We start from the raw sequence: 25,243 nt of genomic DNA, 5'->3' as shown, positions 1-25,243 counted from the left end.
CGGCGCGGCTGTTCCATCCATGGAGGAAGACATGATGAACGATCGGCATCGTTCGAAGCACGTCACGTGCGATCTGCTCGTGATCGGATCGGGAGCGGGCGGCCTGTCCACCGCGATTACCGCGCGCAAGGCCGGCCTCGACGTGATCGTCGTCGAGAAGGACGCGTGCTTCGGCGGCACGACCGCGTTTTCCGGCGGCGTGCTGTGGATCCCCGGCAATCGCCACGCGAGTGCAAACGACGTGCGCGATACGCGCGAGGCGGCACGCACGTATTTGCGCGGCGAAACGGGCGCGTTCCGTGACGACGCGGCAATCGAGGCCTTTCTCGAGCACGGCCCGCGCATGCTCGAATTCTTCGAGCGCGAAACGGACGTGAAATTCGTCCCGACGCTGTATCCCGACTATCACCCGGACCAGCCAGGCGGAGTCGACATCGGCCGCTCGGTCGTCGCCGCGCCGTACGACGCGCGGCGGCTCAGGCAGGATCTCGAGCGCCTGCGTCCGCCGTTGAAGACGATCACGTTTATCGGGATGATGTTCAATTCGTCGAATGCGGATCTGAAGCATTTCTTCAACGCAACGCGCTCGCTCAAGTCCGCGTGGTACGTGACGAAGCGGCTCGCCGCGCATCTGAAGGATCTCGCGCTGTACCGGCGCGGCGTGCAGATCACGAGCGGCAACGCGCTCGCTGCACGACTCGCGAAGTCGGCGCTGGACCTCGGGATCCCGATCCTGACGAACACGCCCGCACGTGAACTGGTGACCGACGGAGGCCGCATCGCCGGCGCGACGGTCGGGGCGGATGGCGAGACGTATCGCATTACCGCGCGCCGTGCGGTTGTGCTGGCGAGCGGCGGCTTCTCGCACGACGTCGCGCGAATCGCGCGTGCGTATCCACACGTTGCGCGCGGCGGCGTGCATGTGTCGCCCGTGCCGGCCGGCAACACCGGCGACGGCGCGAAGCTGGCCGAGCAGGCCGGCGGCCGCGTGGAGATTCGCTATCCGCAACCGGCCGCATGGATGCCCGTTTCGCGCGTGCCGCTCGGCGATGGCCGTTTCGGGGTGTTTCCGCATCTGCTCGATCGCTACAAGCCGGGTGTCATCGGCGTGACCCGTCGCGGCACGCGTTTCGCGAACGAATCGAATTCCTACCACGACGTCGGTGCGGCGATGATCGCCGCATGTCGCGACGAGACAGAGACGGCGATGTGGCTCGTGTGCGATCGCGCGACGATCCGCAAATACGGGCTCGGCTTTGCGAAGCCCGCACCGGTGCCGCTCGGGCCGCTGCTGCGCAACGGCTATCTCGTGCAGGGCCGTACGTTGGCGGAACTCGCGCAGCGGGCCGGTATCGATGCAGCGAATCTGGAGGAAACCGTGCGGCGCTACAACCGCGACGCCGCGCGTGGCGAGGATCCCGGATTCGGCCGCGGCACGACGTCGTTCAACCGCTATCTCGGCGACGCGGACCATCGTCCGAATCCGTGCGTGGCGCCGCTCGGCGACGGGCCGTATTACGCGCTGAAGGTCGTGATGGGCGATCTCGGCACCTTCGACGGAATTCGCACCAACGCGGTCGGGCAGGTGCTGGCCGCCGACGACCAGCCGATCGCCGGCCTGTACGCGGTCGGCAACGATCGCGCCAGCATCATGGGCGGAAACTACCCGGGTGCAGGGATCACGCTCGGTCCGATCATGACGTTCGGCTATCTGAGCGCGCGCCATATTGCGGGGCTCGTCGACCTGACCGGCCTCACCGAACCGACACCGGGCGCTGCCGTGGCGCATCCCGCCGACGCGCGCGCGACCGCGTGAACCCGGAGCACACCATGACTACCGCGAAAGCATTCATCGACCATCGCATCTATACGATCCGCCCGCGCGGCATGGCGGAATTCATCGAGATCTTCGACCGACTCGCGATGCCGATCCAGGTGAAGTATCTCGGCCCACCCGTCGGCTTCTACATGAGCGACATCGGCGCTTTGAACCAGGTTGTCCACCTGTGGGGCTACGACAGCATCGCCGATTACGACGCGCGGCGCACCGCGCGCGATGCCGATCCGGACTGGCCCGCGTACCTGCAGGCGTCCGGCCATCTGATCGTCGCGCAGGAGAGCCGCATCATCCGCCGCGTCGAGTTCCCGAGCCTCGCGTACCTGACGCGCTGAGCCCATGACGACGACACCCCGATACGACATGGACGCCATTCGCATGGAGAGAGTGGCAATGATGACGAGCTGCGCGGACGGCATTGGCGCCGGGGATTCGCCGCCTGGCTGACCTGTGCACGTCACCCGGACGCCGGGCCTGCAACGAAACATGAACATGGAGATGTCCGCGTGTGTGCGGCGTATCAGCGCCGTCTTGCACCGGATCGAAGGAGACACACGATGAAAACCCAACCGCGTACGCTCGACGTGCAGTCGTTCATCGACGCCGAGCGCTTTTCCCCCTGCCAGTGGCTGATCCTGATCCTGTGCTTTCTGGTCGTGGCCGCCGACGGCTACGACACGGCCGCGATCGGCTTTATCGCGCCGGCGCTGACCCACGACTGGGGCATCGCGCGCAGCGCGCTCGGTCCGGTGATGAGCGCAGCGCTCGCCGGGCTCGGCATCGGCGCACTCGCCGCCGGCCCCTGCGCGGACCGGCTCGGCCGCAAGACCGTGCTCGTGCTGTCGGTTGCGTGCTTCGGCGCGTGGAGCATGGTGTCCGCGCACGCGCAGTCGATCGAGGCGCTGACCGCCTTTCGCTTCCTGACCGGGCTCGGCCTCGGCGCGGCGATGCCGAACGCCGTCACGCTGATGGCGGAATATGCGCCGGGCCGGATCCGCGGCGTGGCCGTCAACGCGATGTTCTGCGGCTTCTCGTGCGGGCTCGCGGTAGGCGGCATCACGTCGGCATGGCTGATTCCGCACTTCGGCTGGCAAAGCGTGCTGACCGCGGGCGGCATCGGGCCGATCGCGCTGGCGGTCGCGCTCGTGATGTTGTTGCCCGAGTCGGCGCAGTATCTCGCGGCACGACCCGGCACGCATGCGCGCATCGCGCGCATCCTCGCACGGATCGCACCGAACGAGCGCTTCGACGACCGTGCGTTCGTGGCCGCCGGCGCGCGCCCGCAGGCCGGCGGGGCGTCCGCGCTCGCGCAGGTGCTGTCCGCGCAGTTTCGTTCGCGGACGCTGATGCTGTGGGCGGCCTACTTCATGGGGCTGCTGATCTATTACCTGCTGACCAACTGGATGCCGACGCTGCTTCGCGATGCGGGCTTCAGCGCCGAAGGCGGCGCGCTGATGACGTCGCTGTTCCCGCTGGGCGGCGTGCTCGGCAACCTCGGTGTCGGGTGGCTGATGGATCGCTTCAATCCGAACCGGACGATCGTGATTGCGTATGTCGTCGCAGCGCTGCTGGTGCTCGTGGCGAGCCGCACGATCGGGCATGCCGCGTGGCTCGGCACGCTGATCTTCCTGTGCGGCACCGTGGTGACGAGCGCCGTGACGTCGATGTCGGCCTATGCGGCGAGCCTGTATCCGACGCGTTGCCGCGCGACGGGCGTGGCCTGGATGCTCGGCATCGGACGGATTGGCGGCGTGGCCGGCGCGTTCGCCGGCGCGATGCTGATGGGGTTCGGCTGGCGCTTCGGCGATGTGTTCAGCCTGCTTGCGGTACCGGCGCTCGTCGCGGCCGGTGCGTTGCACGCGATCGGCCGCTGCCGCACGGAACTCACGGAACAGGAGCGCGCGAGCGGCGCGGCCGTGCAGCAACACTGATGCGGCGGATGCCTGCCGAGCGTGTGCGGGCGTGCTGCTTCAGGGCGGGGCGTAGACAAGAAAAAAGCCACGGAGCGATCCGTGGCTTTCCCTTTCCATCACGCAGCCGTGTCATGGCCGCATATTGCACTGCATCGTGCGAGCGCGCTTACGCGATGCTCTTCGACCAGTTCGCGTACCAGTTGCGGAACAGCGTGTACTGCGCTTCCGCGTAGTTGCGTTGCGCGTCGCTCAGTGCATCGGTTTCGTTGAAGTGCAGCGTGTATTCCTTGTCGCCGTTCAACACCATCAGGTGCTTGTAGAACAGGACCAGGTCGCAGCCTTCGTCGAACGAGGACAGCACGGCCAGCGCCGCTTCCAGTTCCTTCGCACGTACGCGTGCCACCGCATCGCCTTGCGCAGCCTTCTTGCACAGGTCGACGAGTTGCAGCACTTCGCGCGGCAGCGCGTTGCCGATGCCGGTGATCGCGCCCGCGGCACCGCAGTTCACGAAGCCGTGGAACACTTGCGTGTCGACGCCGGCCATCAGCGTCACGCTGTCGTCCTGCGACGTGATGTTCTCGGCTGCGTAACGCATGTCGGCCGCACCGCCGAATTCCTTGAAGCCGATCAGGTTCGGGTGCTGGCGACGCAGTTCGAAGAACAGGTCGGCACGGGTCGCGAAGCCGTAGTACGGGCTGTTGTAGATCACGGCCGGCAGGTTCGGCGCGGCGTTCAGGATCGCGGCGAAGTGAGCCTTCTGTGCGGCCGGCGATGCGCCGCGCGACAGCACGCGCGGGATCACCATCAGGCCGTGCGCGCCAACCTTCGCGGCATGCGCGGCGTGCGACACGGCTTCCTTCGAGTTCACCGCGCCGGTGCCGACGATCGTCGGGACGCCGGCTTCGACCAGGCGCGCGACACCTTCCTGGCGCTGCGCTTCAGTCAGCAGCGGCCAGTCGCCCATCGAGCCGCAGTACACCACCGCGCGCATGCCGAGTGCCACCAGTTCCTTGCCCTTCTTTACCAGCGCGTCGAAATCCGGCTGACGGTCAGCGGTGCACGGCGTCATCAGGGCCGGAATGGTGCCGGTAAAAATGTTGTCGCTCATCTCGTTTCCTCACATTCAGATAGGGTCAACTGCCATTGCTGGCACAACCTGGGCGGTACGCTCGCTCGCCGTCTCGTCGGTGCTTCACGTGATCCGGACGGCGGCTGGCCACCTCTTGCGTGCCTCGGTGCCGAAACGTTGCCTCCGGTTTCGCCCGAAAGTCAGCCATCGACGAGTGCATTCTAGCCAGTCCGCATATTTTATACAATATAAAATAAAAAGGGCATGACACAGGCCTTGGTTTCGGGGCATCGGCGACGGCGGCGAACCGCGCTACGGCGGCCTCCGGCGAGGATGTCGGGCGATCCCGGCGAAGGCGGCGCGATGCGCGTCCCGGCTCCACCACCTGATGCCCGCGAATCCCGACCAGCGTTGCGCAAGCCCGTTCCCGTCGCGCTTTCATCTGACCGAAATCCGTTCCCCCGCAGGCTCCCGGAACGGCCGGCGGCGGCTCGCCGACGTGTCGCATTTCCGCCGAAAGCATTTTTGAGATTGCTTGGATTGTGTATTGGATATTGTATAAAATCTTTCGGCGCGCTTACCCGCGAACCGGCCCGTCAAGGGAAATGGAAGACAACGAGAGGAGATACGGAGATGACAAGTCAGGTCGGCGAGGCAGTCTCGCCTGGTGGTGCGACGGCCGTGCAGGACACGGCGTCGAAACGGGAATTGAAGCGGGTCGTCGCGGCGTCGATGGTCGGATCGGTGGCGGAGTGGTACGAGTTCTTCCTGTATGGAACGGCCTCGGCGCTGGTGTTCGGCACGCACTTCTTCAAGAAGACGGGCAACCCGATCGACGGCTTGCTCGCGGCGTTCGCGCTGTATGCGGTGGGGTTCGCCGCGCGCCCGATCGGCGGGCTGGTGTTCGGCTACTACGGCGACAAGTTCGGCCGCAAGTATCTGCTACAGGTCAGCCTGATCGTGGTCGGCATCACGACTTTCCTGATGGGCTGCCTGCCGACCTTCGATGCGATCGGCTACTGGGCGCCGGTGCTGCTGGTGTCGCTGCGCCTGATCCAGGGCTTCGCGTTCGGCGGCGAGTGGGGCGGCGCGATCCTGCTGGTCAGCGAGCACAGCCCGGACAACCGCCGCGGCTACTGGGCCAGCTGGCCGCAAGCCGGCGTGCCGGCCGGCAACCTGGTCGCGACCATTATCCTGCTGGTGCTGTCGAGCTCGCTGTCCGAGGCCGACTTCCTTGCGTGGGGCTGGCGCGCGGCGTTCTGGTTCTCGGCGGTGGTCGTGCTGATCGGTTTCTGGATTCGCCGCAAGGTCGACGATGCGCCGATCTTCAAGGAAGCGCAGGCGCGCCGCGCGCAGAAGCAGGAAAGGCAGCTCGGCGTGGGCCACGTGCTGAAGTACCACTGGCGGCAGGTGCTGATCGGCATCGGCGCGCGTTTTGCCGAGAACATCCTGTACTACATGGTCGTCACGTTCTCGCTGACCTATCTGAAGCTGGTCGTCGGCTTCGATACCACGCGGATCCTGAAGCTGATGTTCGCCGCCAACGCGATCCACTTCTTCTTCATCCCGCTGATGGGGCTCATGTCGGACATCGTCGGCCGCAAGCCCGTATACCTGACCGGCGCGGTGCTGACCGCGGGCTGGGGCTTCGTCGCGTTCCCGATGATGGACACCGGCAACGACTGGATCATCATGGCCGCGATCGTGCTCGGCCTGTTCATCGAATCGATGACCTACTCGCCGTACTCGGCGCTGATGACCGAGATGTTCCCGACCAACGTGCGCTATACCGCGCTGTCGCTGTGTTACCAGGTCGCGCCGCTGATGGCCGGCTCGCTCGCGCCGTTGATCGGGCTGTCGTTGCTCGAGCGCTATCACTCGTCGACGCCGATCGCACTGTATCTGGTCGCGGCGGCGGCGATCTCGATCGTTTGCGTGGGCCTCGCGAAGGAAACGCGCGGCAAGTCGCTGCGCGACGTCGATGCCGAGGCGAGCCGGCGCACCCACGCGTGACGTATGCGACCGAAGCCCGGTCGAACGCACCGAAGCCACCCGCTAGGGTGGCTTTTTTTCGGTTCAGCGCGGATTTCCCGGGGAGAGCGGGGAAGACGGTCGGTGGTCTTATACGAATTGCCTGGCGATCTTGACTATCGCGGCCGCGTTCAGGGATTGCACCGGTCTCCTACGGATCGCGAGCGCGCAGCCGCGACCCGCGCCAGAGCGGCGACGCTCCTGCTCGACATGTCGCGTCCGCGCGAAGCCTCGCCGCCGCAGGGCGATGATCCTTGACAGCCGGCGAGACTCAGGCTGCTGCCGCCTGATGAATCGCGTCGTGCCGCTCACCACCCAGGATATCGACCAGATCGGTCAACATCCGCCCCAATTCACCCGTCATCAGCGTGACGTCCGAGTCGAAGCGTTCGTCGTCGTTCTGCGCGGTGGGATCCGTCGCTTCCTTGATCACGTCGAGCGGCGTGACGCGCTTGATCGTCAGCGACGGTGTCAGCACGAAGGAGATTCGGTCATCCCAGGTCATGGCGAGGCGCATGCATTGTTTGCCGGCCTCGATGTGCCGGCGCATGTCGTTCGCTTCCAGCGCGTGGCCGACGTATCGCACCGTGGCACCGCCTTCGCCGCTCGAGCGCAACTCGGCGTCCTGGTCCACGGTGAACCCGCCCGGCGCGTCGCCGGACAGCAGCCAATCCGTCATCGCGGCGACCGGCGAAAGCGCCACTTGAACGCCGGCGAGCGGCAATTGATCGATCGACTTGACGAGCAGGCCGCGGACGTCGTCGGCAAGAGCCTGTGCAGCCGCATCGATGACGAGCCAGCCGTTCACCGTATCGATCCACACGCGGGTATCGCGGCGAATGGTGAACGCGCGCGGCAGCAGTTCGTCGGTCACCTGCTCCTTGAGTTCGCGCAGCTGTTTTCGCCCGACCTTGAAGCCCTGCTGCTCCTCGACTTCAAGCGCTCGGGCCTTGGTCACCTGATTGACGACCGAGGCAGGGAGCAGCTTCTTTTCGGCACGAAACATCAGCAGCATCTGCCGATTGATCGAATACACAAGCGCGCCGTCGTCACGCGGCGACGCCCATCCGAAGCGCTGCATCTCGACGCTGGTGCCCGGCTGAAACGCGTGGGGCGCCAGCCATTCTTCCATCTGATCGGGGGTAACGGCCCACGGTGCCGGAAGACGATGAAGCTGAAGATTCTTGAACCACATAGGCGTGCGGGCAAAGCGCATCATTCTATATGACGGTGAAGTTTACCGGCCATAAGCAGCCGTTAGATCACAACAACAGCAAGACATCTCGCAGGCGCCTCGCGTCCAAAAGCAGACGGCCACGCATTCCTCGACCGGTCGCTATTTTTTTCGTTTGACGCCGGGTTTCTGCGCGCCTGCGCCTTCGCGAAGCGCATTCGCGACGATGACGAACGCAGGGGTGGGCTGCCGACGGCTTGGGTAGTACAGATGGAAACCCGAAAATGACGGGCACCAGTCCGAGAGAACCTGCACAAGCTCTCCGCTTTCAAGCTGCGATGACACGCGCTGCTCCGGCACGAAGGCGAGTCCGACGCCCGCAAGCGTGGCTTTCACTGCCATCGTTGCCGTATTAAATACAAGCTGTCCCTCAACGCGTACGTTCAGCTGACGTTCGCCCTTCCTGAATTCCCATGCGTAAATGCCGCCGGCCGTTGGCAGGCGAATGTTGATGCAGTTGTGCCCTGTCAGGTCCTGTGGCGTCTTCGGTTTCGGGTGCTTCTCGAAATACCCCGGCGTGCCGACAACGACCATTCGCACATCGGGACCGATGCGGACGGCGACCATATCCTTGGCAACCTGCTCGCCAAGGCGCACACCTGCATCGAGCCGCTGTTCGACGATGTCGGTCAGTCCGTTGTCGATAACGATTTCGATCGTTATTTCCGGGTAATCGGGCAGAAGTCGCTCGATTACCGGCCATAACAGCGATTCCGCTGCGTGCTCTCCGGCTGCGATGCGTACGACGCCCGCTGGCCTGTCGCGCAAAGCGCTTAGTGCGCTCAGCTCAGCTTCTATCTCATCCAGGCGGGGACCGACCGACTGGATCAACCGTTCACCGGCTAGGGTCGGCGAGATCTTGCGCGTGGTCCTGGTGAGAAGCCGTAGCCCCAGCCGCGCCTCCAGATTGCGCACAGTCTGACTGAGGGCCGACTGCGAAACGTCTAGCTTCGCGGCGGCTTTTGTGAAGCTGCCCTCTCGCGCGACAGCCAGGAATGCGGTGATATCGGAAAGATCTGAGCGCGCCATTTATAAGCCTGCCTTCTAGCTTCATGCGGATTGTAGCGCTTATTCGCATCGACCCACGCTGCTACATTGGGCGGCAAGACAATATCTGGAAGGAATTCTCATGCAGATCAGAAAATGCGGATCGCAACCGTCCGTGAAGGGGCCGGCAGAATACTTCACGGGAACTGTCAGGATCGATGCACCATTCGCCGGTGACAGTCCGTCCAACATCGGAGGCGCTACCGTTACGTTCGAGCCCGGCGCGCGAACCGCATGGCATACACATCCACTCGGTCAAACGCTGCTCGTGACTGCTGGTGTCGGCTGGGTTCAGCGCGCCGATGGCCCGGTCGAAACAATTCGGCCGGGCGACATCGTGTGGATAGCTCCCGGTGAAAAGCACTGGCACGGCGCGACGGCATCAACGGCGATGACGCATATCGCGATCGCCGAATCTCAAAACGGTAGTCCCGTCACCTGGATGGAAAAGGTCGACGACGAGCAATACGAAGGCGATCCAGCCCCGTTGGAAAGTTGAGGAGTTGGACTGATGAAGACACGTACTCTCGGACAAAGCGGACTCGAAGTGTCCGCAATCGGTCTGGGTTGCATGGGTCTGAGCAACGGCTACGGCCCTGCGGCCGTTAAGGCCGACGCGATCAAACTGATCCAGAGGGCCTTCGAACGAGGCGTGACGTTCTTCGATACGGCCGAAGCGTATGGTCAAGGTGCGAATGAAGAATTGTTAGGCGAGGCGCTGCAACCGTTCAGAGACGAGGTCGTTATTGCGACAAAGTTTGGTTTCGAGAACGGTGACGCCAGCAAGGGGCAGGACAGTCGGCCGGAGCGCATTCGCGAAGTAGCGGACGCGGCGCTCAAACGGCTGCGCACAGATCGTATCGATCTCTTCTATCAACACCGCGTCGATCCGAACGTTCCGATGGAAGACGTCGCGGGCGCTGTCAAAGATCTGATCCAGCAAGGGAAGATCAAGCATTTCGGCATGTCAGAGGCGGGCGCGCAATCGATCCGCCGCGCGCATGCCGTGCAGCCTGTCGCCGCGCTGCAAAGCGAATATTCGCTGTGGTGGCGCGAGCCGGAAAAAGAGATCCTGCCGTTGCTCGAAGAACTCGGCATTGGCCTCGTGCCGTTCAGCCCGCTCGGCAAGGGGTTTCTGACGGGGGCGATCGACGCGACCACCAGCTTCGATAAATCGGACTTCCGTAATGTCGTGCCCCGTTTTTCGGAAGAAAACCGCAAGGCTAATCAGGGCCTGGTCGACGTGCTGAAGAAAATCTCATCGGGGCTGAAAGCGACGCCGGCACAGGTCGCGCTTGCCTGGCTGCTCGCAAAGAAGCCATGGATCGTACCGATTCCGGGCACGACGAAGCTGCATCGCTTGGAAGAGAATGTCGGCGCGGCTGACATCGCATTGACGGTAGATGACCTCAGTGACATTGAGTCGGCTCTCTCGGCCATCCCCGTGCAGGGCGACCGTTACCCGGCGCATATGCAGGCGCGGGTCGGCAAATAACCCGCTGCGCGATCGCGGGACTTGTGCGGAGAGAATCATCATGTCGGAAAACATTGCAGGAAAAGTCATCGTCATCACCGGTGCAAGCAGCGGCCTCGGCGAAGCAGCCGCTCGCCGCCTCGCGGCAGACGGCGCAAAGCTGGTGCTCGGTGCACGCCGCATCGATCGCCTGAGAGCATTGACCGCCGAACTCAAGCTTCCCGAGGCAGCGGCAATTGAAACGGATGTCACCGACGCCGAGCAGGTAAAGGCGCTGGTCGATGGCTCTGTAAGGGCGCACGGGCGCGTCGACGTCATCATCAACAATGCCGGTCTGATGCCGCACTCGCCTCTGGAGCGCGGAAAGATCGAGGATTGGGACCGCATGATCGACGTCAATATCAAGGGCGTGCTGTATGGCGTCGCCGCTGTGCTCCCCCATATGACGCGCCAGAAGAGCGGTCATATCATCAACGTGTCGTCAGTAGCGGGCCATAAGGTTGGGAAAAACAATGCCGTTTACTGCGCCACGAAGACGGCGGTGCGGGTGCTGTCTGAAGGACTGCGCCAGGAGGTGAAGCCCTACAACATCCGCACGACGGTCATTTCGCCGGGCGCGGTGCAGTCGGAACTGCCGCAGAGCATCACCGAGGCGGATGTCGCGGCGGGGATCGCCGACTTCTACGAGCAGTTCGATATCCCGGCCGACAGCTTTGCCCGCATGGTCGCATTTGCGATCCGGCAGCCCGAGGACGTAGACGTGAACGAAATCCTGTTCCGGCCCACGGCTCAGGAATTGTGAAGCGCCAGGAATTGCCTCAATGAAAAAAATACTCGTTCTCGGAGCCAATGGTGGTCTGGCGCGCAACACGAACCGCGTTCTGCTCGAACGCGAGGGCGTTTCGCTGACGCTCTACCTACGGAACGCGAAGCGGCTGGAAAATCCGGATCCGGACCGGGTGACCATCATCGAAGGTGATGTTCTCGACACGGCCGCGTTGCGAAGCGTCATGCAGGGCCAGCACGTGGTCTATGCGAACCTTTCTGGGGACATGGCCCGGCAGGCGCGGAGCATCATTGACGCCATGCACGCGGTCGGCCTGAAACGGCTGATCTTCATCAGTTCGATGGGAATTTACGGCGAAGTGCCGGGCGAAAAATATCGGAGCATTCTCGATCCTTACCGGGATTCAGCCGCGCTGATCGAGGCGTCCGATCTCGACTACACAATCCTGCGGCCAGGATGGTTCACGCGGGGGCCGGAATGTCCGTACGTCATTACGCAGAAGGGTGAGCCGTTCCAGGGCCACGATATTTCACTCGATAGCCTCTCAGGGCTGATAGTGAAAATCGCGACCACACCTGGCCTTTACGTTCGAAACTCCATCGGCGTCAGTGATCTCTGAGCTGGTAAGAAGGACATCATGCAAAAAGTCATCGTTGTGATTGGCCCTGGGTCGATCGGGCAGGCGATCGTGCGACGCGTTGGCGCTGGCAAGCATCTGCTGCTAGCTGATCTCCGGCAGGAAAATGCTGACGCAGCGGCGAAGACATTGAGCGAAGCCGGGTTCGACGTGACCACGACAACAGTCGATATTTCGTCGCGGGCGTCTATCGAAGCCCTCGTCGCGACCGCTACGTCGATCGGAGAGATTCACGGTCTGATCCATGCAGCGGGAGTCTCGCCATCGCAAGCGTCACCGGAGACGATCCTGAAGGTCGATCTCTACGGCACGGCAGTCATTCTTGAGGAATTCGGCAAGGTCATAGCGGAAGGCGGTTCGGGAGTTGTCATCGCATCGCAGTCGGGACACCGGCTGCCGCCGCTATCGACAGCCGACAACGAGGCGCTCGCTACGACGTCTGTGGAAGACTTGCTGAAGCTGCCCTTGCTTCAGCCCGACAAGGTGAACGACTCTCTCCACGCCTATCAGTTATCGAAGCGCGGCAATGCATTGCGGGTGATGTTCGAGGCCGTTCGTTGGGGCAAGCGCGGCGCGCGCGTCAATACGATAAGCCCCGGCATCATCATCACGCCGCTCGCGAAGGACGAACTGTCCGGTCCGCGTGGTGAAGGGTATCGTCGCATGATTGACGGCTGCCCGGCAAAGCGTGCTGGCACCCCCGATGAAGTCGCCAATGTCGCGGCACTTCTAATGGGACCGGACGGCTGCTTCATTACCGGCAGCGATGTCCTGATGGACGGAGGCGTTACAGCTTCGTACTGGTTCGGGCCACTGGCTGCAAATTAGCCCTGAATGGCGCTTCTTACCTCGGAACCGATCATTGCGCGGTCACTACGCACAATGGCAGTTTGGGGTCGGCAGCGATCAGTTGCTCTTGACCGCAACCGGCCACGAGCGACCGATCGATTCCATGTTTGCTCGGACGCCCAGACGTCGGCTTCGCCGACTAAACGGTCATTCCCGTCAACGACGATGCGTTGACACATGTGCGGGGCATAAGCCTGAGACGCCGATACGGCCGTTGAACAAGCGCGAGGGCGCACGGGCCAAACGTCGGCGTCGGGCGGCGCGTTGCACCGTCCTGATTCGCGGCACCTGTCGCGATGCGACCCGTGCGATCATGTGCCATGACCAACATGAGAGATGGAATGACGACTACGTTCGACGAGGCGACAACGGCGGCGATCGCCGCGTTTGCCCAATTGGATTTCTACACGGCTGTGCAAGCGATGCGCGCCGAAGCCGATTACGACCGCGAACGAGACCAGTGGATCTCGCGCTATATCGACGAGCATGGCGGCGGCGCGGACGATGCAGAATACGACGCCCTGCACGCGCAGGCCCAGGCTACCCCGGAATACGCGCAGTTCATCGATGCGGTTCGCCGGGAAATCCTGGAATACTTCGGCGTGACCGACGATCAGCTGGACAACATGGTCCTGCTGCGCGATGACGACAGCGATGAGCTTTGGGCGGAAGTCAACCGGCAGCGGGGCGCGCTGGGAACCGGTGAAGTGCGCGGAGATCTCTGACCATTGCTTGCCATTGGGGTCCCAAGTCGTGCTGGGTGCGGGACTAGAGTGGGCTCGGTCAGGTGGTGCGCCCGGCCTTCAGTTGCTGCAATCGATACCTGCCCTCGGAAGTGCAACGCTCGACTAGCAGCAATGGCGTGGCAAGCGACATACGCAGGCGGCAGAACGCAGGGCGCGACAGCGTGAAGCCCCGTGCGGCGGCGGCTCGACGGCGCGGGCGCTCTGCTAATATTGTAGAAAATATGCAATATCCGCCGCCGCGCCGACATCTGCCTGACCGCCTTCCCCCAGTCCGAACATGAACGAGAAACGCCCTCCTCTTGTCTACGCCACGCGCGCCGAAGCCGCGGCGAACGAATTGCGCCGCCGTATCCTGACAGGGGAGTATGTCGACGGCTATCAGCTTCGCCAGGATGCGCTGGCGACCGAGCTCGGCATCAGCCGGATTCCGCTGAGGGAAGCGCTCGTGCAGCTCGAGAGCGAGGGGCTCGTCAAGATCCTGCCTCACAAGGGGGCGATCGTCTCGGAACTGTCCCCGGAAGACATCACCGAACTGTTCGAACTGCGCGCGCTGCTGGAACCCGTGCTGCTGAAGAAGTCGATTGCGAAGCTGACCGCCGAGGATTTCGCGCGGCTCGATGCGATCCTCGAGGAATACAGCGAAGTGCTGCATGCGAGCCAGTCCGGGCGCTGGGGCGAACTGAACACCGAGCTGCATCAGGTGTTGCTGTCGCGGGCCGACCAGCCGAAGACGGCGGCGATCGTCGCGTCGCTGCTGCAGCAGACCGACCGCTACACGCGCGTGCAGTTGTCGCTGTCCGAGGCCGCGCGTGACGTGGCCGAATCCGAACACGCCGAACTGGTCGCGTTGTGCCGCAAGGGCGATGCGCGCACGGCGGCATCGCTGCTCAAGCGGCATATCGAGCATGCGGGCGGCGAGCTGAACGCGTTCCTGCGGGATCGACGCCTCGGTCGTTGAGAGCGCGTCCGGCCAGGACGCTGCGAACACCGCGTTGCGGCAGATTCCGGTGCCGAGGCGTCGCATGTGAGGCGCGGCCCGTCCGGGCATCGCGGCAACCGGCCTGCATGCGTGTCGTTCGCCTATCCGCCGCCAATACCCTGCAGCACCTTGCCCGTTCCGCCGCACACCGTGCATGGCTGTCCTTCGACCATGCCCGTGCCGCGGCACACGCCGCACAGGTCCTCGCCCACGCCCGGCGCATCGGGTGGCCCTTCGTCGCCCGGATTCAGCGGCGTGTCCTGATTCGGACCGGCCGACGTTCTGGTCGTCTGCATCGCACACCTCCATTCGCATTTCCGATGTCGCCGCAAGCACGCATCGCGCGTGCCCGCGGCGTGTACACGCGCGCAGGCGCCGGCCCGCATGCCGGAAGCGCGCAACGACGGGCGCGGGCCCGATGACGCTATTCCCGCGTGACGGCGGGGAATAGCGTCATCGCATCATCATTACAACGGCGGCGCCCACGTCGAGCCGAATGAGTTTGACTGGTCCGATGCCGGAGGAAGTCGACGAACTCGACCACGTTGGCCGGACGCATATTGCGCGTTGCCTCGCCGTTCACGACGACGGTTCGCGGTCGACGCTCAAACCGGCAGGTTCACGTTGTGCAGCGTGAGGTTCACGGCCGATTGATCGTCCTGGCTTGGCGTCGTGCGGCTGCGGGCGCGAAGTAGTCAGTCATCCTATAACGCATGAAATAGAAGCGAAAGCCGGCGTCCGGTCTCGCGAAAGCGATTCAACATCGTGCCGATTCAAATGCAGACCTGTTTCCGGAAAACGTTTTGCAGGTAGTCCACCGAGTTGAGACGATTTTTTCCCATCTCCCGCCGCAAGCCCGCTACAGAGCCCGTTATAGGGTATGCACCAAGTGAGTTAAACGATTAACCGACGTACATTCGCTCCGACACGTCATACAACGTATGACTGCGAATCCGCGAAGGCCGTGCATCGATGCATGCGGAGGCCGACCGGATCGCCGCCAAACAACGAGCAACCAGCAAGGAGACTGACGATGAAGCACCGATTCACCCGCTCCCGTACCGCACTGGCCGTCGCGCTGATGGCCGGCTTCGCGGTGTCCGCGCAGGCCCGCGTGTTCCGCTCGGCGGACGTGCACGGCGACAGCTTCCCGACCAACATGGCGGTCAAGTACATGGGCGACGAGCTGTCGAAGCTGACGGGCGGCAAGGACTCGATCAAGGTGTTCGGCAACAGTGCGCTTGGCTCCGAGAAGGACACGGTCGACCAGGTGCGGATCGGCGCGATCGACATGGCGCGCGTGAACGGCGCGTCGTTCAACGAGATCGTGCCGGAGTCGCTGATCCCGTCGTTCCCGTTCCTGTTCCGCGACGTCGACCATTTCCGCAAGGCGATGTACGGCCCGGCCGGCCAGAAGATCCTCGACGCGTTCGCGGCGAAGGGGATGATCGCGCTGACGTTCTACGAGAGCGGCGCGCGCTCGATCTACGCGAAGCGCCCGGTGCGCACGCCCGCCGACATGAAGGGGCTGAAGGTGCGCGTGCAACCGTCCGACCTGATGGTCGACGAGATCAGGGCGATGGGCGGCACGCCGACGCCGATGCCGTTCGCCGAGGTCTACACGGGCCTGAAGACGGGCCTCGTCGACGCGGCGGAAAACAACCTGCCGTCGTACGAGGAAACCAAGCACTTCGAGGTGGCGCCCGACTACTCTGAGACGCAGCACGCGATGACGCCGGAAGTGCTGGTGTTCTCGAAGAAGATCTGGGACACGCTGTCGCCGCAGGAGCAGGCCGCGATCAGGAAGGCCGCGGCCGATTCGGTGCCGTACTACCAGAAGCTGTGGACCGCGCGCGAGGCATCGGCGCAGCAGACGGTGACGAAGGGCGGCGCGAAGATCCTGCCCGCCGCGCAGATCGATCGCGCGGCATTCGTGAAGGCGATGCAGCCGCTGTGGACCAAGTACGAGAAGACGCCGCAGATGAAGCAGATCGTCGACGAGATCGAGGCAACCAAGTGACCCGTCGCACTTCGCTGAATGGCGCGGCGGCCGCGGGCTCGCCGGATGCGGCCGTCGCGGACGGTGCGGCACCGTGCCGGCCGCGCGCGGCGGCGCCGCTCCTGCGTTGCGTGAACGACCTGCTGTTCCGCGCGCTGGCCGTGGTCGCGTCGCTGTGTCTCGCGGCGCTCACGGTGCTGGTGTTCTACGCGGTCGTGATGCGTTACGTGTTCGAGAACGCGCCCGATTTCGTCGAGCCGATCGCGTTGCTTCTGGTGATCGTGATCGCGATGTTCGGTGCGGCGATGAAGGTGCGCGACGGCGGCCACATCGGCCTCGACTCGCTCGTGAGGCGCCTGTCGCCGGGCGCGCGCACCGTGGTGATCGCGATCCAGCACCTGAGCCTGATCGCGTTCGCGATCGCGATCATGGTCGGCTGCGGCAGCATGGCTGCCGAGACGATGGGCGACCGCATTCCGATCATCGGGCTCCCCGAGGGCGTGCGCTACCTGATCACGATTCCCGCGGCGATCGCCATCATCCTCTTCTCGCTCGAGCACCTGCTCGCGCTTCGTCGTTCTTCGTCGGGCCAATAACGCCATGGAACTCGCGATCCTGTCCGTCAGTTTTCTGATTTTCCTCGTGCTCGGCGTGCCCGTTTCGTTCGCGCTCGGGATTGCCTGCGTGCTGACCTATATGGTCGAAGGGCTCCCGATCGCGACCGCGATGCAGTCGATGATCTCGGGAATGAACGCGTTCTCGTTCCTCGCGGTGCCGTTTTTCATCTTCTCCGGCGAGCTGATGCTGCACGGCGGCATCGCGGACCGGATCCTGCGTTTCGCGCAGGCAACCGTCGGCCACTTCCGGGGCGGTCTCGGGATGGCCAACGTCGTCGCGTGCACGCTGTTCGGCGGCGTGTCGGGCTCGCCGACCGCCGATACGTCCGCGATGGGCGGCGTGGTGATTCCGCTGATGAAGCGCGAAGGCTACAGCGCGGCCTACGCGGTCAACGTGACGACCCACGCCTCGCTCGCCGGCGCGCTGATGCCGACGTCGACCAACATGATCATCTACGCGTTCGCCGCACAGGGGATCACGGGAATGCTGCACGGCCAGCAGGTGAGCGGCGTGTCGATCGGCGACCTGCTGTTTTCCGGCCTCCTGCCGGTGCTGTGGGTGATGGGCTTCGTGCTCGCCGCCGCGTACTGGCAAGCCGTGCGTCACGGCTATCCGCGCCGTGAAGACGGTTCGTCCGCGCTGCCGGCGTTCCCGGGCTGGTATGCGGTGCTGCGCAGCTTCGTAGGCGCGGTGCCGGGCCTGATGGTGATCGCGATCATCCTCGTGTGCGTCGCGAAGGGAATCGCCACCGCAACCGAAGCGGCCGCGATCGCCGTCGTGTATTCGCTCGTGCTGACCGCGATCGTGTACCGCACGCTGACTGTCGAGAAACTGCGCCGCGCGCTGTCGCATGCGGCGCGCACGACGGGCGTCGTGCTGCTGCTGATCGCCGTGTCCAACATGCTGCGCTTCCAGATGTCGTACCTGGAGATTCCGGATGCGATCGAAGGGCTGCTGAAGCAGTCGACCGCAGCGCCCTGGCTGATGCTGCTGTACATCAACATCATTCAGGTGTTCCTCGGCACGTTCGTCGACATGGCCGCGCACATCCTGATCACGACGCCACTGTTCCTGCCGATCGCGATGGCGTGCGGCGTCGGGCCGGTGCAGTTCGGGATCATGCTGCTGCTGAACTGCTCGCTCGGTCTCGTTCACCCGCCGATCGGCTCGGTGCAGTTCGTCGGCTGCGCGATCGGCAACGTGTCGATCGGCGAGACGACGAAGATGGCGTGGCCGTATTACCTCGCGATCTTCAGTGCGATCAACATCGTCACGTACATGCCGTTCTTCTCCACCTGGCTGCCGAGCCTCATCAGCGGGCACGCAGTGTTCTGATCGTGCGTTTCGCCCGTCGCGGCACCGGACGACCGAGGTTGTCCGGTGCCGCGAACACGTTAACGGTCGCTTCACGCATGGCACATTCACATCAACATGAAGACAGCATGGCGGGCCATCGCGGCCGCCGCGTTCGCGCTGGCCGCACCGCTCACGCACGCAGCGACTTAAGGGTATGTCTCGAACGGCGACAGCCTCGACATTCCGGTGTCCGGCGTCGTCCCGGTCGCACGGCGGAAGTGCACGACGCCATGCGTCGCGGGACGCGCGACGGCAGTCACACGCAGCGCGGGCAAGCTGTGCGATGATTCGCCGCTTCGCGTTCGTCGCAGAACGCCGCGGATCGCGGCGCCCGTTTCCGGGCCGCCGCCGATCGCATTGACATCCGGAGACCACATGCCCGCACACATCGTTCATGGCAGCACCCTGCATTACCAGGATCACGGCACCGGATTTCCGGTGCTGCTCGGACACAGCTACCTGTGGGATTCGGCGATGTGGGCGCCGCAGATCGACGCGCTGGCGAGCCGCTATCGCGTGATCGTGCCGGACCTGTGGGGGCATGGTGCGTCGGGCCCGCTGCCCGACGGCACCGAGACGCTCGACGACCTCGCCGCGCACGCGAGCGCATTGCTCGATGCGCTGGAGATCGAGCAGTGCGCGGTCGTGGGGCTGAGCGTCGGCGGGATGTGGGGCGCGCGGCTCGCGTTGCGCGAACCGCAGCGCGTGCGCTCGCTCGTGCTGATGGATGCGTCGCTGGAGTCCGAACCCGACGCGACGCGGCTGCGCTACTTCGGGATGCTCGACGCGATCGCCGCCGCCGGTTGTATTGCGCCGCCGTTGCTGGATGCGATCGTGCCGCTGTTCTTCCGGCCGGACGTGAACCTTGCCGACCCGGTGCCGACCGCGTTTCGCGCCGCGCTCGCGAACCTTCCGGCCGACCGGCTGCGGCAGTCGATCGTCCCGCTCGGTCGACTGATCTTCGGGCGGCCGGATACGCTCGTCGCGCTCGCTGAACTGGATGCCGAGCGCACGCTGCTGATGTGCGGCGCGGGCGACATGGCGCGGCCGCCGTCGGAGACGGTGAAGATGGCGGGCGTGATCGGTTGCCGCCATGCGCTGGTGCCGGACGCCGGCCACATCTCGAACCTGGAGAATCCCGCGTTCGTCACGCGGACGCTGCTCGACTGGTTCGACGAACATCAGCTCGCGGCGGGCTGACAGTCAGATGCGCGGCGCCCGCGAGGGGGGCCGCGCGGCGTCGAATGACGACGCAACGGCTTGCATCACTGCATGACTGGATTACGCGCGTTCGCCGACCGGCGCGAACTTGCGGTCGTGCACGCGCCCCTCGTCAACGCCGCGGCGAATCAGGTCCTGCGCTTCCGCGCGGCTCGCGACACACGGCGCGGAGCCGGGCAGCGGCCGCCGTGCGGTTTCGCGCAGCGCGAGCACCGACACGATGCCGATGAACGACGCGCCCATCAGGTAGTAGGCCGGCATCATCAGGTCGCCGGTGCGATCGACGAGCCATGCGGTGACGAGCGGCGTCGTGCCGCCGAACAGCGACACCGACACGTTGAAGCCGATCGCGAGCGCGCCGTAGCGGATCCGCGTCGGGAACAGCGCGGGCAGCGCGGACGGCATCACCCCGGTGAAGGTCGACAGCAGCGTACCGTAGATCATCATTCCGCCGAACACCGACAGCATCCCGCCGGAGCGGATCAGCAGCAGCGCGGGCACCGACAGCGCGAGCAGGCCGACGCAGCCGAACATCATCACCGGCTTGCGGCCGAGCCGGTCCGACAGATGCCCGGCGTAAAGCGTCATCGGCATCATCAGCACCATCACGAGCAGCACCATGAACAGGCCGTGCGTTTCGTTGAAGTGCAGCGTCGCCGACAGGTAGTTGGGCAGATACGACAGCGCCATGTAGTCGGTCACGTTGAAGATCAGCACGAGGCCGACGCACTGGAGCAGCGGCTTCCACTGTTCGACGAGCAGCGTGCCGAACGACTGTTTCGGGCGCGATCGTTCGTCCGCTTCGCGTGCTTCGGCTTCCTTCTTGAACGCGGGCGTCTCCTCGAGCTTGATCCGGATGTACAGGCCGACGAGGCCCAACGGACCGGCGATGAAAAACGGCACACGCCAGCCCCACGACAGCAGGGCTTCCTGCGAGAGCGTCGCCGTCAGTATCGCGACGGTGGCCGCGCCGAGCGTGTAGCCGATCAGCGTGCCGAACTCGAGGAAGCTGCCCATGAAGCCGCGGCGCTTGTCGGTCGAGAACTCGGCGATGAAGGTGGCGGCGCCGCCGTATTCGCCGCCGGTCGAGAAGCCCTGCACGAGGCGGGCGACGAGCAGCAGTATCGGCGCCATGATGCCGATCGACGCGTAGCTGGGGATCAGGCCGATCGCGAAGGTGCCGACGGCCATCATGATCATGGTGGCGGCGAGCACGCGCTGACGGCCGATGCGGTCGCCGAGCGGGCCGAACACCATGCCGCCGAGCGGACGCACGAGGAACGCGGCCGCGAACGTGCCGAAGGTCGCGAGCAACTGCGCGGACGGGCTGCTGGACGGGAAGAACACCTTGCCGAGCGTGACGGCGATATAGCTGTAGACGCCGAAGTCGAACCATTCCATCGCATTGCCGAACGCCATGGCGCCGACCGCTCGCTTCAGGACGGCGGGGTCGACGATCGTGATGTCGTCCAGCTTGAGGGACTTGCGCGAAGACCGGGCTTTCGCGGGGTGCGCTTGCGATGAACTCAAAGAACGCTCCTGGAGGAGCCTTCGGCTGGCCGAGCGGATGCGGAACCGTCGGGGACGAAGGCGGTTGTCTCGGGATCGCCGTGATGTCGGTGATGCGGCGCGCATCATGCGACATCCGGCAGGTGTGTGCTGGTGTGAAGCAGTGTAGAGAAACGGGAAACGCGGACTATCGGTCATGCGCCCGGAAACCGGTCGAAAACGACACGGATGGCGCAGCCGGGCAACTCCGCGTATCAGCAGGTTCGGCGCGCGGCGGTCCGGGCCGCGCCGATGGCGGTCTATACCGGACGCTGATCTTGCGGTGTGCGTGGATGCCGCACGTGGCGGATCGCGCGGGCGTGAGATGGGCGATACGTCGGGCACGGATTCGTGCGCGATGGAGATCGCGCCGAATCCGAACGCGTCGTGGCGTACCGAAATCGGCGCGAGATGATTCGGACTGCGAATGCATGGCGGTGGCGATTCGGCACGGAAACCGCCACCTGCGCATCAGAACATGTGGCGGATTCCGACGTTCGCGCCGACGGTCGTGCCGGTGACCGCATAAAGCGCGTTGTTGATCCCAAGCCCGGTGTTCATCGCACCGTGGTTGTTGACCATCGCGACCTGCGCGTACAGCGCGGTTGCCTTCGACAGGCTGTAGGTCGTGCCGACGGCCGCGAGCAGCGAGTGATTGGCCGTGTCGTTGCGATCGCTGGTGAACCAGACACCGCCGTTCAGGTCGACGGCCGGCGTCGCCTGGTAATCGAGGCCGCCGCCATACACGTTGTTGCTGAACGATCCGCCGACCTTGTAGCTTGTGAACGACGCCTTCGCGGTGACGGGGCCGAAGCGGTATGCGGCGCCGATCGTGCGCCCGACGAACGCGACGGTGCTCGGCGTCGGCGTCGGGTTGGTGCCGTCGTTGCCGTCGTAGAACGCGGCGTCGATCATGAAGCCCTCATGTTCGTACTTGAGGCTCGCCGAATACTGGCGGCCGGCCTGGAAGTCGCCGGCCTTGCCGCCGAATGCGAACATCGCGCTGCCGGTGAGGCCGGCGATCGTCGGGCTGGTGTACGACACGGCGTTCGGGTTGAACAGGCCCGTCACCAGCACGTTGTCGACGTAGTTGATCAGCCCGCTGCCGAAGTGCGAGAAGCTGCGCGGATCCGAATCGAAGATCGCGAGCAGGAACGGCGAGTACTGCACGCCGGCCTTGACCGTGCCGAAGCCGCCGTCGAGCCCGACCCACGCCTGGCGGCCGAAGAAGTTGCCGTTCGAATGGGCGAACGCGCCGTTGGTGACGGCAAAGCCGCTTTCGAGCTGGAATTTCGCCTTGAGTCCGCCGCCGAGATCCTCGGTGCCGATCATCCCGAACGTCGTCGGCGTCATGCCGGTGTCGGTCATCGCGAACTGATGGCCGGCGTTCGCGCCGGTGGCGGCGTCGAGCGTCTTGCTCGTGTACAGCACCGCGGCGTCGAGGTTGCCATACAGCGTTACGCTGCTCTGTGCGAAGGCGCTGCTGCTGACCATCGCGCCTGCCAGCGCGGCGCAACCGATCACGATTCTGTTTTTCATTGGGTGTCTCCAGTGTTGTTGTACGTCGATGCATCGAACGGGGAATGCGACGGACCGCCGCGAAGCGGTGTCCGGCGCGCGGGCCGCATACGCACGATGGGGCGCGGCGGAACGCACGTGCGTGGCCGGGTGTCGGCCGCATGCGACGCGTTCATGGCGGGGATGGCCGCCCGAACGCGCGTGCGTCGAAGAGATTGGGTAAGGCCGGCGGATGCCGGCCCCGTCATTCAGAGCGACTGGCCGAGCTGCTCGAGGATCGCGGGGTTCTCGAGCGTGGACGTGTCCTGCGTGATCGCCTCGCCCTTCGCGAGCGAGCGCAGCAGGCGCCGCATGATCTTGCCCGAGCGCGTCTTCGGCAGGTTGTCGCCGAAGCGGATGTCCTTCGGCTTCGCGATCGGCCCGATCTGCTTGCCGACCCAGTCGCGCAGCGTCTTCGCGAGCGCCGCCGCTTCCTCGCCTTCCGGACGCGAACGCTTCAGCACCACGAACGCGACCACCGCCTCGCCCGTCGTGTCGTCCGGGCGGCCGACCACCGCCGCTTCCGCAACCAGCTCGTGCGAAACCAGCGCCGACTCGATCTCCATCGTGCCGAGCCGGTGGCCCGACACGTTCAGCACGTCGTCGATGCGGCCCATGATCGTGAAGTAGCCGGTGTCCTTGTCGCGCACCGTGCCGTCGCCGGCCAGATAGAGCGTGCCGCCGAGTTCCTCGGGGTAATAGCTCTTCTTGAAGCGCTCCGGGTCGCCCCAGATCGTGCGGATCATCGAGGGCCACGGACGCTTGACGACGAGAATGCCGCCTTGCCCGTTCGGCACGTCCTGGCCGGTTTCATCGACCACCGCGGCCATGATGCCCGGCAGCGGCAGCGTGCATGACCCCGGCACCGTCGGCGTCGCGCCCGGCAGCGGCGTGATCATGTGGCCGCCGGTTTCGGTCTGCCACCACGTGTCGACGATCGGGCAGCGCTCCTGGCCGACGTGCTTGTGGTACCACATCCACGCTTCCGGATTGATCGGTTCGCCGACCGTGCCGATGATGCGCAGGCTCGACAGGTCGTAACTCTTCGGATGAACCTTGTCGTCGGCCTCGGCGGCCTTGATCAGCGAGCGGATCGCGGTCGGCGCGGTGTAGAACACCGTGACCTTGTGATCGTTGATCATCTTCCAGAAGCGGCCGGCGTCCGGCCAGGTCGGCACGCCTTCGAACACGACCTGCGTGCCGCCGCACGCGAGCGGGCCGTAGGTGATGTACGTGTGGCCCGTGACCCAGCCGATGTCGGCCGTGCACCAGAACACGTCGGTCGGTTTCCAGTCGAAGGTCCACTTCATCGTCTGCGCGGCCCACAGCAGGTAGCCGCCGGTGCTGTGCTGCACGCCCTTCGGCTTGCCGGTCGAGCCCGACGTATAGAGGATGAACAGCGGATGCTCGGCGCCGACCCATTCCGGTGCGCACGTGTCGGGCTCGCTGTCGGCGATCTCGTGCATCCACAGGTCGCGCCCGGCGTGCCAGTCGATCTTGCCGCCGGTGCGGCGATAGACGATCACGCTCTTGACTGCTTCGCAGCCGCCCATCGCGAGCGCCTCGTCGGCGATGCTCTTGAGCGGCAGCGTCTTGCCGCCGCGCGCCTGCTCGTCGGCGGTGATGAGCGCGACCGCGCCGACGTCGACGAGCCGCTCGTTCAGCGATTTCGCGGAGAAGCCGCCGAACACGACCGAGTGCGTGGCCCCGATGCGCGCGCAGGCCTGCATCGCGACAATGCCCTCGATCGACATCGGAATATAGATGACGACGCGATCGCCCTTGCCGATTCCGCGTTTCTTCAGCGCATTTGCGAAGCGCGATACACGTGCCAGCAGATCGGCGTAGGTGACGCGCGTGACGGTGCCGTCGTCGGCCTCGAAGATCACCGCGACGCGCTCGCCGTTGCCGGCCTCGACGTGACGGTCGAGGCAGTTGTACGACGCGTTCAGCTCACCGTCGTCGAACCACTTGTAGAACGGCGCATTGCTCTCGTCGAGCACCCTGGTGAACGGCTTGTGCCAGCTGAGGCCCTCGCGCGCGAGACGCGCCCAGAAGCCCTCGTAATCCTGCTCGGCCTCGGCGGCAAGCGCCTGGTAGGCCGGCATGCCGGAAATGGTCGCGCGCTCGCGCGTGTCGGCGGGCGGTTCGAAGATTCGGCGCTCCTGAAGAATCGATACGAGGGCGGTCAAGATGGTCTCCATGCAAATCGTTGGGTATGGTCTGACTCTCGAAACGCAACTTGCATGCCAATCGTGCGGGTGTTCGGCCTGAACGACGTACATGCGCGTCGGCGAGCGGCTTTCGTCGATCGATCTGCACTGCAAATCAATGAACGACA

Annotated in this window: 22 protein-coding genes; 15 read left to right on the top strand and 7 right to left on the bottom strand. The window is 64.8% G+C overall.

What is annotated here, in order from left to right:
* Window positions 1-34 precede the first annotated feature (34 nt).
* From LGM71_RS24655 to LGM71_RS24645, 3 genes are all read left to right on the top strand, one after another.
* Complete coding sequence (locus LGM71_RS24655) at window positions 35-1,816, top strand: FAD-dependent oxidoreductase (protein WP_226117069.1); 1,782 nt, start codon at window positions 35-37, stop codon at window positions 1,814-1,816.
* A 14-nt stretch (window positions 1,817-1,830) separates the two neighbouring features.
* Complete coding sequence (locus LGM71_RS24650) at window positions 1,831-2,172, top strand: NIPSNAP family protein (protein ID WP_059600837.1); 342 nt, start codon at window positions 1,831-1,833, stop codon at window positions 2,170-2,172.
* 222 nt (window positions 2,173-2,394) lie between these two features.
* Window positions 2,395-3,768, top strand: a complete 1,374-nt coding sequence (locus LGM71_RS24645) for an MFS transporter (protein WP_226116905.1) — start codon at window positions 2,395-2,397, stop codon at window positions 3,766-3,768.
* A gap of 148 nt (window positions 3,769-3,916) precedes the next feature.
* Here the strand turns inward: LGM71_RS24645 and LGM71_RS24640 are convergent, their stop codons facing one another.
* On the bottom strand, window positions 3,917-4,858 hold the full coding sequence (locus LGM71_RS24640) for a dihydrodipicolinate synthase family protein (protein WP_059525958.1): 942 nt from the start codon (window positions 4,856-4,858) through the stop codon (window positions 3,917-3,919).
* 594 nt (window positions 4,859-5,452) lie between these two features.
* On the opposite strand from LGM71_RS24640, the gene abaF reads away from it, so the two are divergent.
* Window positions 5,453-6,832 carry a fosfomycin efflux MFS transporter AbaF gene (gene abaF, locus LGM71_RS24635; protein WP_124629442.1) on the top strand — a complete coding sequence of 460 codons (1,380 nt, stop codon included), beginning with the start codon at window positions 5,453-5,455 and terminating at the stop codon, window positions 6,830-6,832.
* 289 nt (window positions 6,833-7,121) lie between these two features.
* Here the strand turns inward: abaF and LGM71_RS24630 are convergent, their stop codons facing one another.
* Entirely contained in the window at window positions 7,122-8,045 is a 924-nt protein-coding gene (locus LGM71_RS24630; RefSeq protein WP_226117068.1) for a recombination-associated protein RdgC, read from the bottom strand.
* Between the two features lie 141 nt (window positions 8,046-8,186).
* Window positions 8,187-9,113, bottom strand: coding sequence for a LysR family transcriptional regulator (locus LGM71_RS24625; protein WP_226116901.1), 927 nt, complete (start codon window positions 9,111-9,113; stop codon window positions 8,187-8,189).
* Between the two features lie 100 nt (window positions 9,114-9,213).
* Between LGM71_RS24625 and LGM71_RS24620 the strand changes: the two genes are divergently transcribed.
* From LGM71_RS24620 to LGM71_RS24590, 7 genes are all read left to right on the top strand, one after another.
* Window positions 9,214-9,630: a cupin domain-containing protein gene (locus tag LGM71_RS24620; protein ID WP_174912876.1), complete on the top strand. Its 417-nt coding sequence runs from the start codon at window positions 9,214-9,216 to the stop codon at window positions 9,628-9,630.
* 12 nt (window positions 9,631-9,642) lie between these two features.
* Window positions 9,643-10,626: an aldo/keto reductase gene (locus LGM71_RS24615; protein ID WP_226116899.1), complete on the top strand. Its 984-nt coding sequence runs from the start codon at window positions 9,643-9,645 to the stop codon at window positions 10,624-10,626.
* Window positions 10,627-10,666: 40 nt separating this feature from the next.
* Window positions 10,667-11,407, top strand: coding sequence for an SDR family oxidoreductase (locus tag LGM71_RS24610; RefSeq protein WP_226116897.1), 741 nt, complete (start codon window positions 10,667-10,669; stop codon window positions 11,405-11,407).
* Window positions 11,408-11,426: 19 nt separating this feature from the next.
* The gene (locus LGM71_RS24605; RefSeq protein WP_226116895.1) at window positions 11,427-12,011 is read left to right on the top strand and encodes an NAD(P)H-binding protein; all 585 of its coding nucleotides are present in this window, start codon (window positions 11,427-11,429) and stop codon (window positions 12,009-12,011) included.
* A gap of 18 nt (window positions 12,012-12,029) precedes the next feature.
* Window positions 12,030-12,857, top strand: a complete 828-nt coding sequence (locus tag LGM71_RS24600) for an SDR family oxidoreductase (protein WP_226116893.1) — start codon at window positions 12,030-12,032, stop codon at window positions 12,855-12,857.
* A 362-nt stretch (window positions 12,858-13,219) separates the two neighbouring features.
* On the top strand, window positions 13,220-13,603 hold the full coding sequence (locus tag LGM71_RS24595; RefSeq protein ID WP_226116890.1) for an ATP-dependent protease: 384 nt from the start codon (window positions 13,220-13,222) through the stop codon (window positions 13,601-13,603).
* 298 nt (window positions 13,604-13,901) lie between these two features.
* Window positions 13,902-14,582 carry a GntR family transcriptional regulator gene (locus LGM71_RS24590; RefSeq protein ID WP_226116888.1) on the top strand — a complete coding sequence of 227 codons (681 nt, stop codon included), beginning with the start codon at window positions 13,902-13,904 and terminating at the stop codon, window positions 14,580-14,582.
* Window positions 14,583-14,704: 122 nt separating this feature from the next.
* On the opposite strand, the gene LGM71_RS24585 is transcribed toward LGM71_RS24590, so the two are convergent.
* Window positions 14,705-14,899, bottom strand: a complete 195-nt coding sequence (locus LGM71_RS24585; protein WP_059600650.1) for a hypothetical protein — start codon at window positions 14,897-14,899, stop codon at window positions 14,705-14,707.
* Between the two features lie 737 nt (window positions 14,900-15,636).
* Between LGM71_RS24585 and LGM71_RS24580 the strand changes: the two genes are divergently transcribed.
* The 4 genes from LGM71_RS24580 (at window position 15,637) to LGM71_RS24565 (ending at window position 19,776) form a co-directional block, all read left to right on the top strand.
* Window positions 15,637-16,623: a TRAP transporter substrate-binding protein gene (locus tag LGM71_RS24580; protein ID WP_226116886.1), complete on the top strand. Its 987-nt coding sequence runs from the start codon at window positions 15,637-15,639 to the stop codon at window positions 16,621-16,623.
* Complete coding sequence (locus LGM71_RS24575; protein ID WP_124629435.1) at window positions 16,620-17,198, top strand: TRAP transporter small permease; 579 nt, start codon at window positions 16,620-16,622, stop codon at window positions 17,196-17,198. Before LGM71_RS24580 ends, LGM71_RS24575 begins: the two co-directional genes overlap by 4 nt.
* Before the next feature lie 4 nt (window positions 17,199-17,202).
* On the top strand, window positions 17,203-18,555 hold the full coding sequence (locus LGM71_RS24570) for a TRAP transporter large permease (protein WP_059449222.1): 1,353 nt from the start codon (window positions 17,203-17,205) through the stop codon (window positions 18,553-18,555).
* 396 nt (window positions 18,556-18,951) lie between these two features.
* On the top strand, window positions 18,952-19,776 hold the full coding sequence (locus tag LGM71_RS24565; protein ID WP_226116884.1) for an alpha/beta fold hydrolase: 825 nt from the start codon (window positions 18,952-18,954) through the stop codon (window positions 19,774-19,776).
* An 81-nt stretch (window positions 19,777-19,857) separates the two neighbouring features.
* On the opposite strand, the gene proP is transcribed toward LGM71_RS24565, so the two are convergent.
* From proP to acs, 3 genes are all read right to left on the bottom strand, one after another.
* Window positions 19,858-21,327 (bottom strand): glycine betaine/L-proline transporter ProP, encoded by a 1,470-nt coding sequence (proP, locus tag LGM71_RS24560; RefSeq protein ID WP_226116882.1) that lies wholly within the window; start codon window positions 21,325-21,327, stop codon window positions 19,858-19,860.
* A gap of 489 nt (window positions 21,328-21,816) precedes the next feature.
* Entirely contained in the window at window positions 21,817-22,884 is a 1,068-nt protein-coding gene (locus tag LGM71_RS24555; RefSeq protein WP_124629434.1) for a porin, read from the bottom strand.
* A gap of 227 nt (window positions 22,885-23,111) precedes the next feature.
* Entirely contained in the window at window positions 23,112-25,106 is a 1,995-nt protein-coding gene (acs, locus tag LGM71_RS24550; protein WP_413226909.1) for an acetate--CoA ligase, read from the bottom strand.
* Between the last annotated feature and the right edge of the window lie 137 nt (window positions 25,107-25,243).

Source organism: Burkholderia sp. AU33545 (assembly GCF_020419685.1).
GTDB classification, from domain to species: Bacteria; Pseudomonadota; Gammaproteobacteria; order Burkholderiales; family Burkholderiaceae; genus Burkholderia; species Burkholderia diffusa.
The sequence above is the reverse complement of the archived record's forward strand: the minus strand, read 5'-3'. Positions and strand labels throughout refer to the sequence as shown.

Bases quoted from the DNA above. Each gene is read 5' to 3' on its own strand.
- acs (WP_413226909.1), bottom strand. From the start codon at position 25,106: ATGGAGACCATCTTGACCGCCCTCGTATCGATTCTTCAGGAGCGCCGA.
- LGM71_RS24595 (WP_226116890.1), top strand. From the start codon at position 13,220: ATGACGACTACGTTCGACGAGGCGACAACGGCGGCGATCGCCGCGTTT.
- LGM71_RS24580 (WP_226116886.1), top strand. From the start codon at position 15,637: ATGAAGCACCGATTCACCCGCTCCCGTACCGCACTGGCCGTCGCGCTG.
- LGM71_RS24605 (WP_226116895.1), top strand. From the start codon at position 11,427: ATGAAAAAAATACTCGTTCTCGGAGCCAATGGTGGTCTGGCGCGCAAC.
- LGM71_RS24565 (WP_226116884.1), top strand. From the start codon at position 18,952: ATGCCCGCACACATCGTTCATGGCAGCACCCTGCATTACCAGGATCAC.
- LGM71_RS24625 (WP_226116901.1), bottom strand. From the start codon at position 9,113: ATGGCGCGCTCAGATCTTTCCGATATCACCGCATTCCTGGCTGTCGCG.
- LGM71_RS24620 (WP_174912876.1), top strand. From the start codon at position 9,214: ATGCAGATCAGAAAATGCGGATCGCAACCGTCCGTGAAGGGGCCGGCA.
- LGM71_RS24555 (WP_124629434.1), bottom strand. From the start codon at position 22,884: ATGAAAAACAGAATCGTGATCGGTTGCGCCGCGCTGGCAGGCGCGATG.
- LGM71_RS24570 (WP_059449222.1), top strand. From the start codon at position 17,203: ATGGAACTCGCGATCCTGTCCGTCAGTTTTCTGATTTTCCTCGTGCTC.
- LGM71_RS24640 (WP_059525958.1), bottom strand. From the start codon at position 4,858: ATGAGCGACAACATTTTTACCGGCACCATTCCGGCCCTGATGACGCCG.
- LGM71_RS24590 (WP_226116888.1), top strand. From the start codon at position 13,902: ATGAACGAGAAACGCCCTCCTCTTGTCTACGCCACGCGCGCCGAAGCC.
- abaF (WP_124629442.1), top strand. From the start codon at position 5,453: ATGACAAGTCAGGTCGGCGAGGCAGTCTCGCCTGGTGGTGCGACGGCC.
- LGM71_RS24645 (WP_226116905.1), top strand. From the start codon at position 2,395: ATGAAAACCCAACCGCGTACGCTCGACGTGCAGTCGTTCATCGACGCC.
- LGM71_RS24585 (WP_059600650.1), bottom strand. From the start codon at position 14,899: ATGCAGACGACCAGAACGTCGGCCGGTCCGAATCAGGACACGCCGCTG.
- LGM71_RS24650 (WP_059600837.1), top strand. From the start codon at position 1,831: ATGACTACCGCGAAAGCATTCATCGACCATCGCATCTATACGATCCGC.
- LGM71_RS24600 (WP_226116893.1), top strand. From the start codon at position 12,030: ATGCAAAAAGTCATCGTTGTGATTGGCCCTGGGTCGATCGGGCAGGCG.
- LGM71_RS24655 (WP_226117069.1), top strand. From the start codon at position 35: ATGAACGATCGGCATCGTTCGAAGCACGTCACGTGCGATCTGCTCGTG.
- LGM71_RS24610 (WP_226116897.1), top strand. From the start codon at position 10,667: ATGTCGGAAAACATTGCAGGAAAAGTCATCGTCATCACCGGTGCAAGC.
- LGM71_RS24615 (WP_226116899.1), top strand. From the start codon at position 9,643: ATGAAGACACGTACTCTCGGACAAAGCGGACTCGAAGTGTCCGCAATC.
- LGM71_RS24630 (WP_226117068.1), bottom strand. From the start codon at position 8,045: ATGTGGTTCAAGAATCTTCAGCTTCATCGTCTTCCGGCACCGTGGGCC.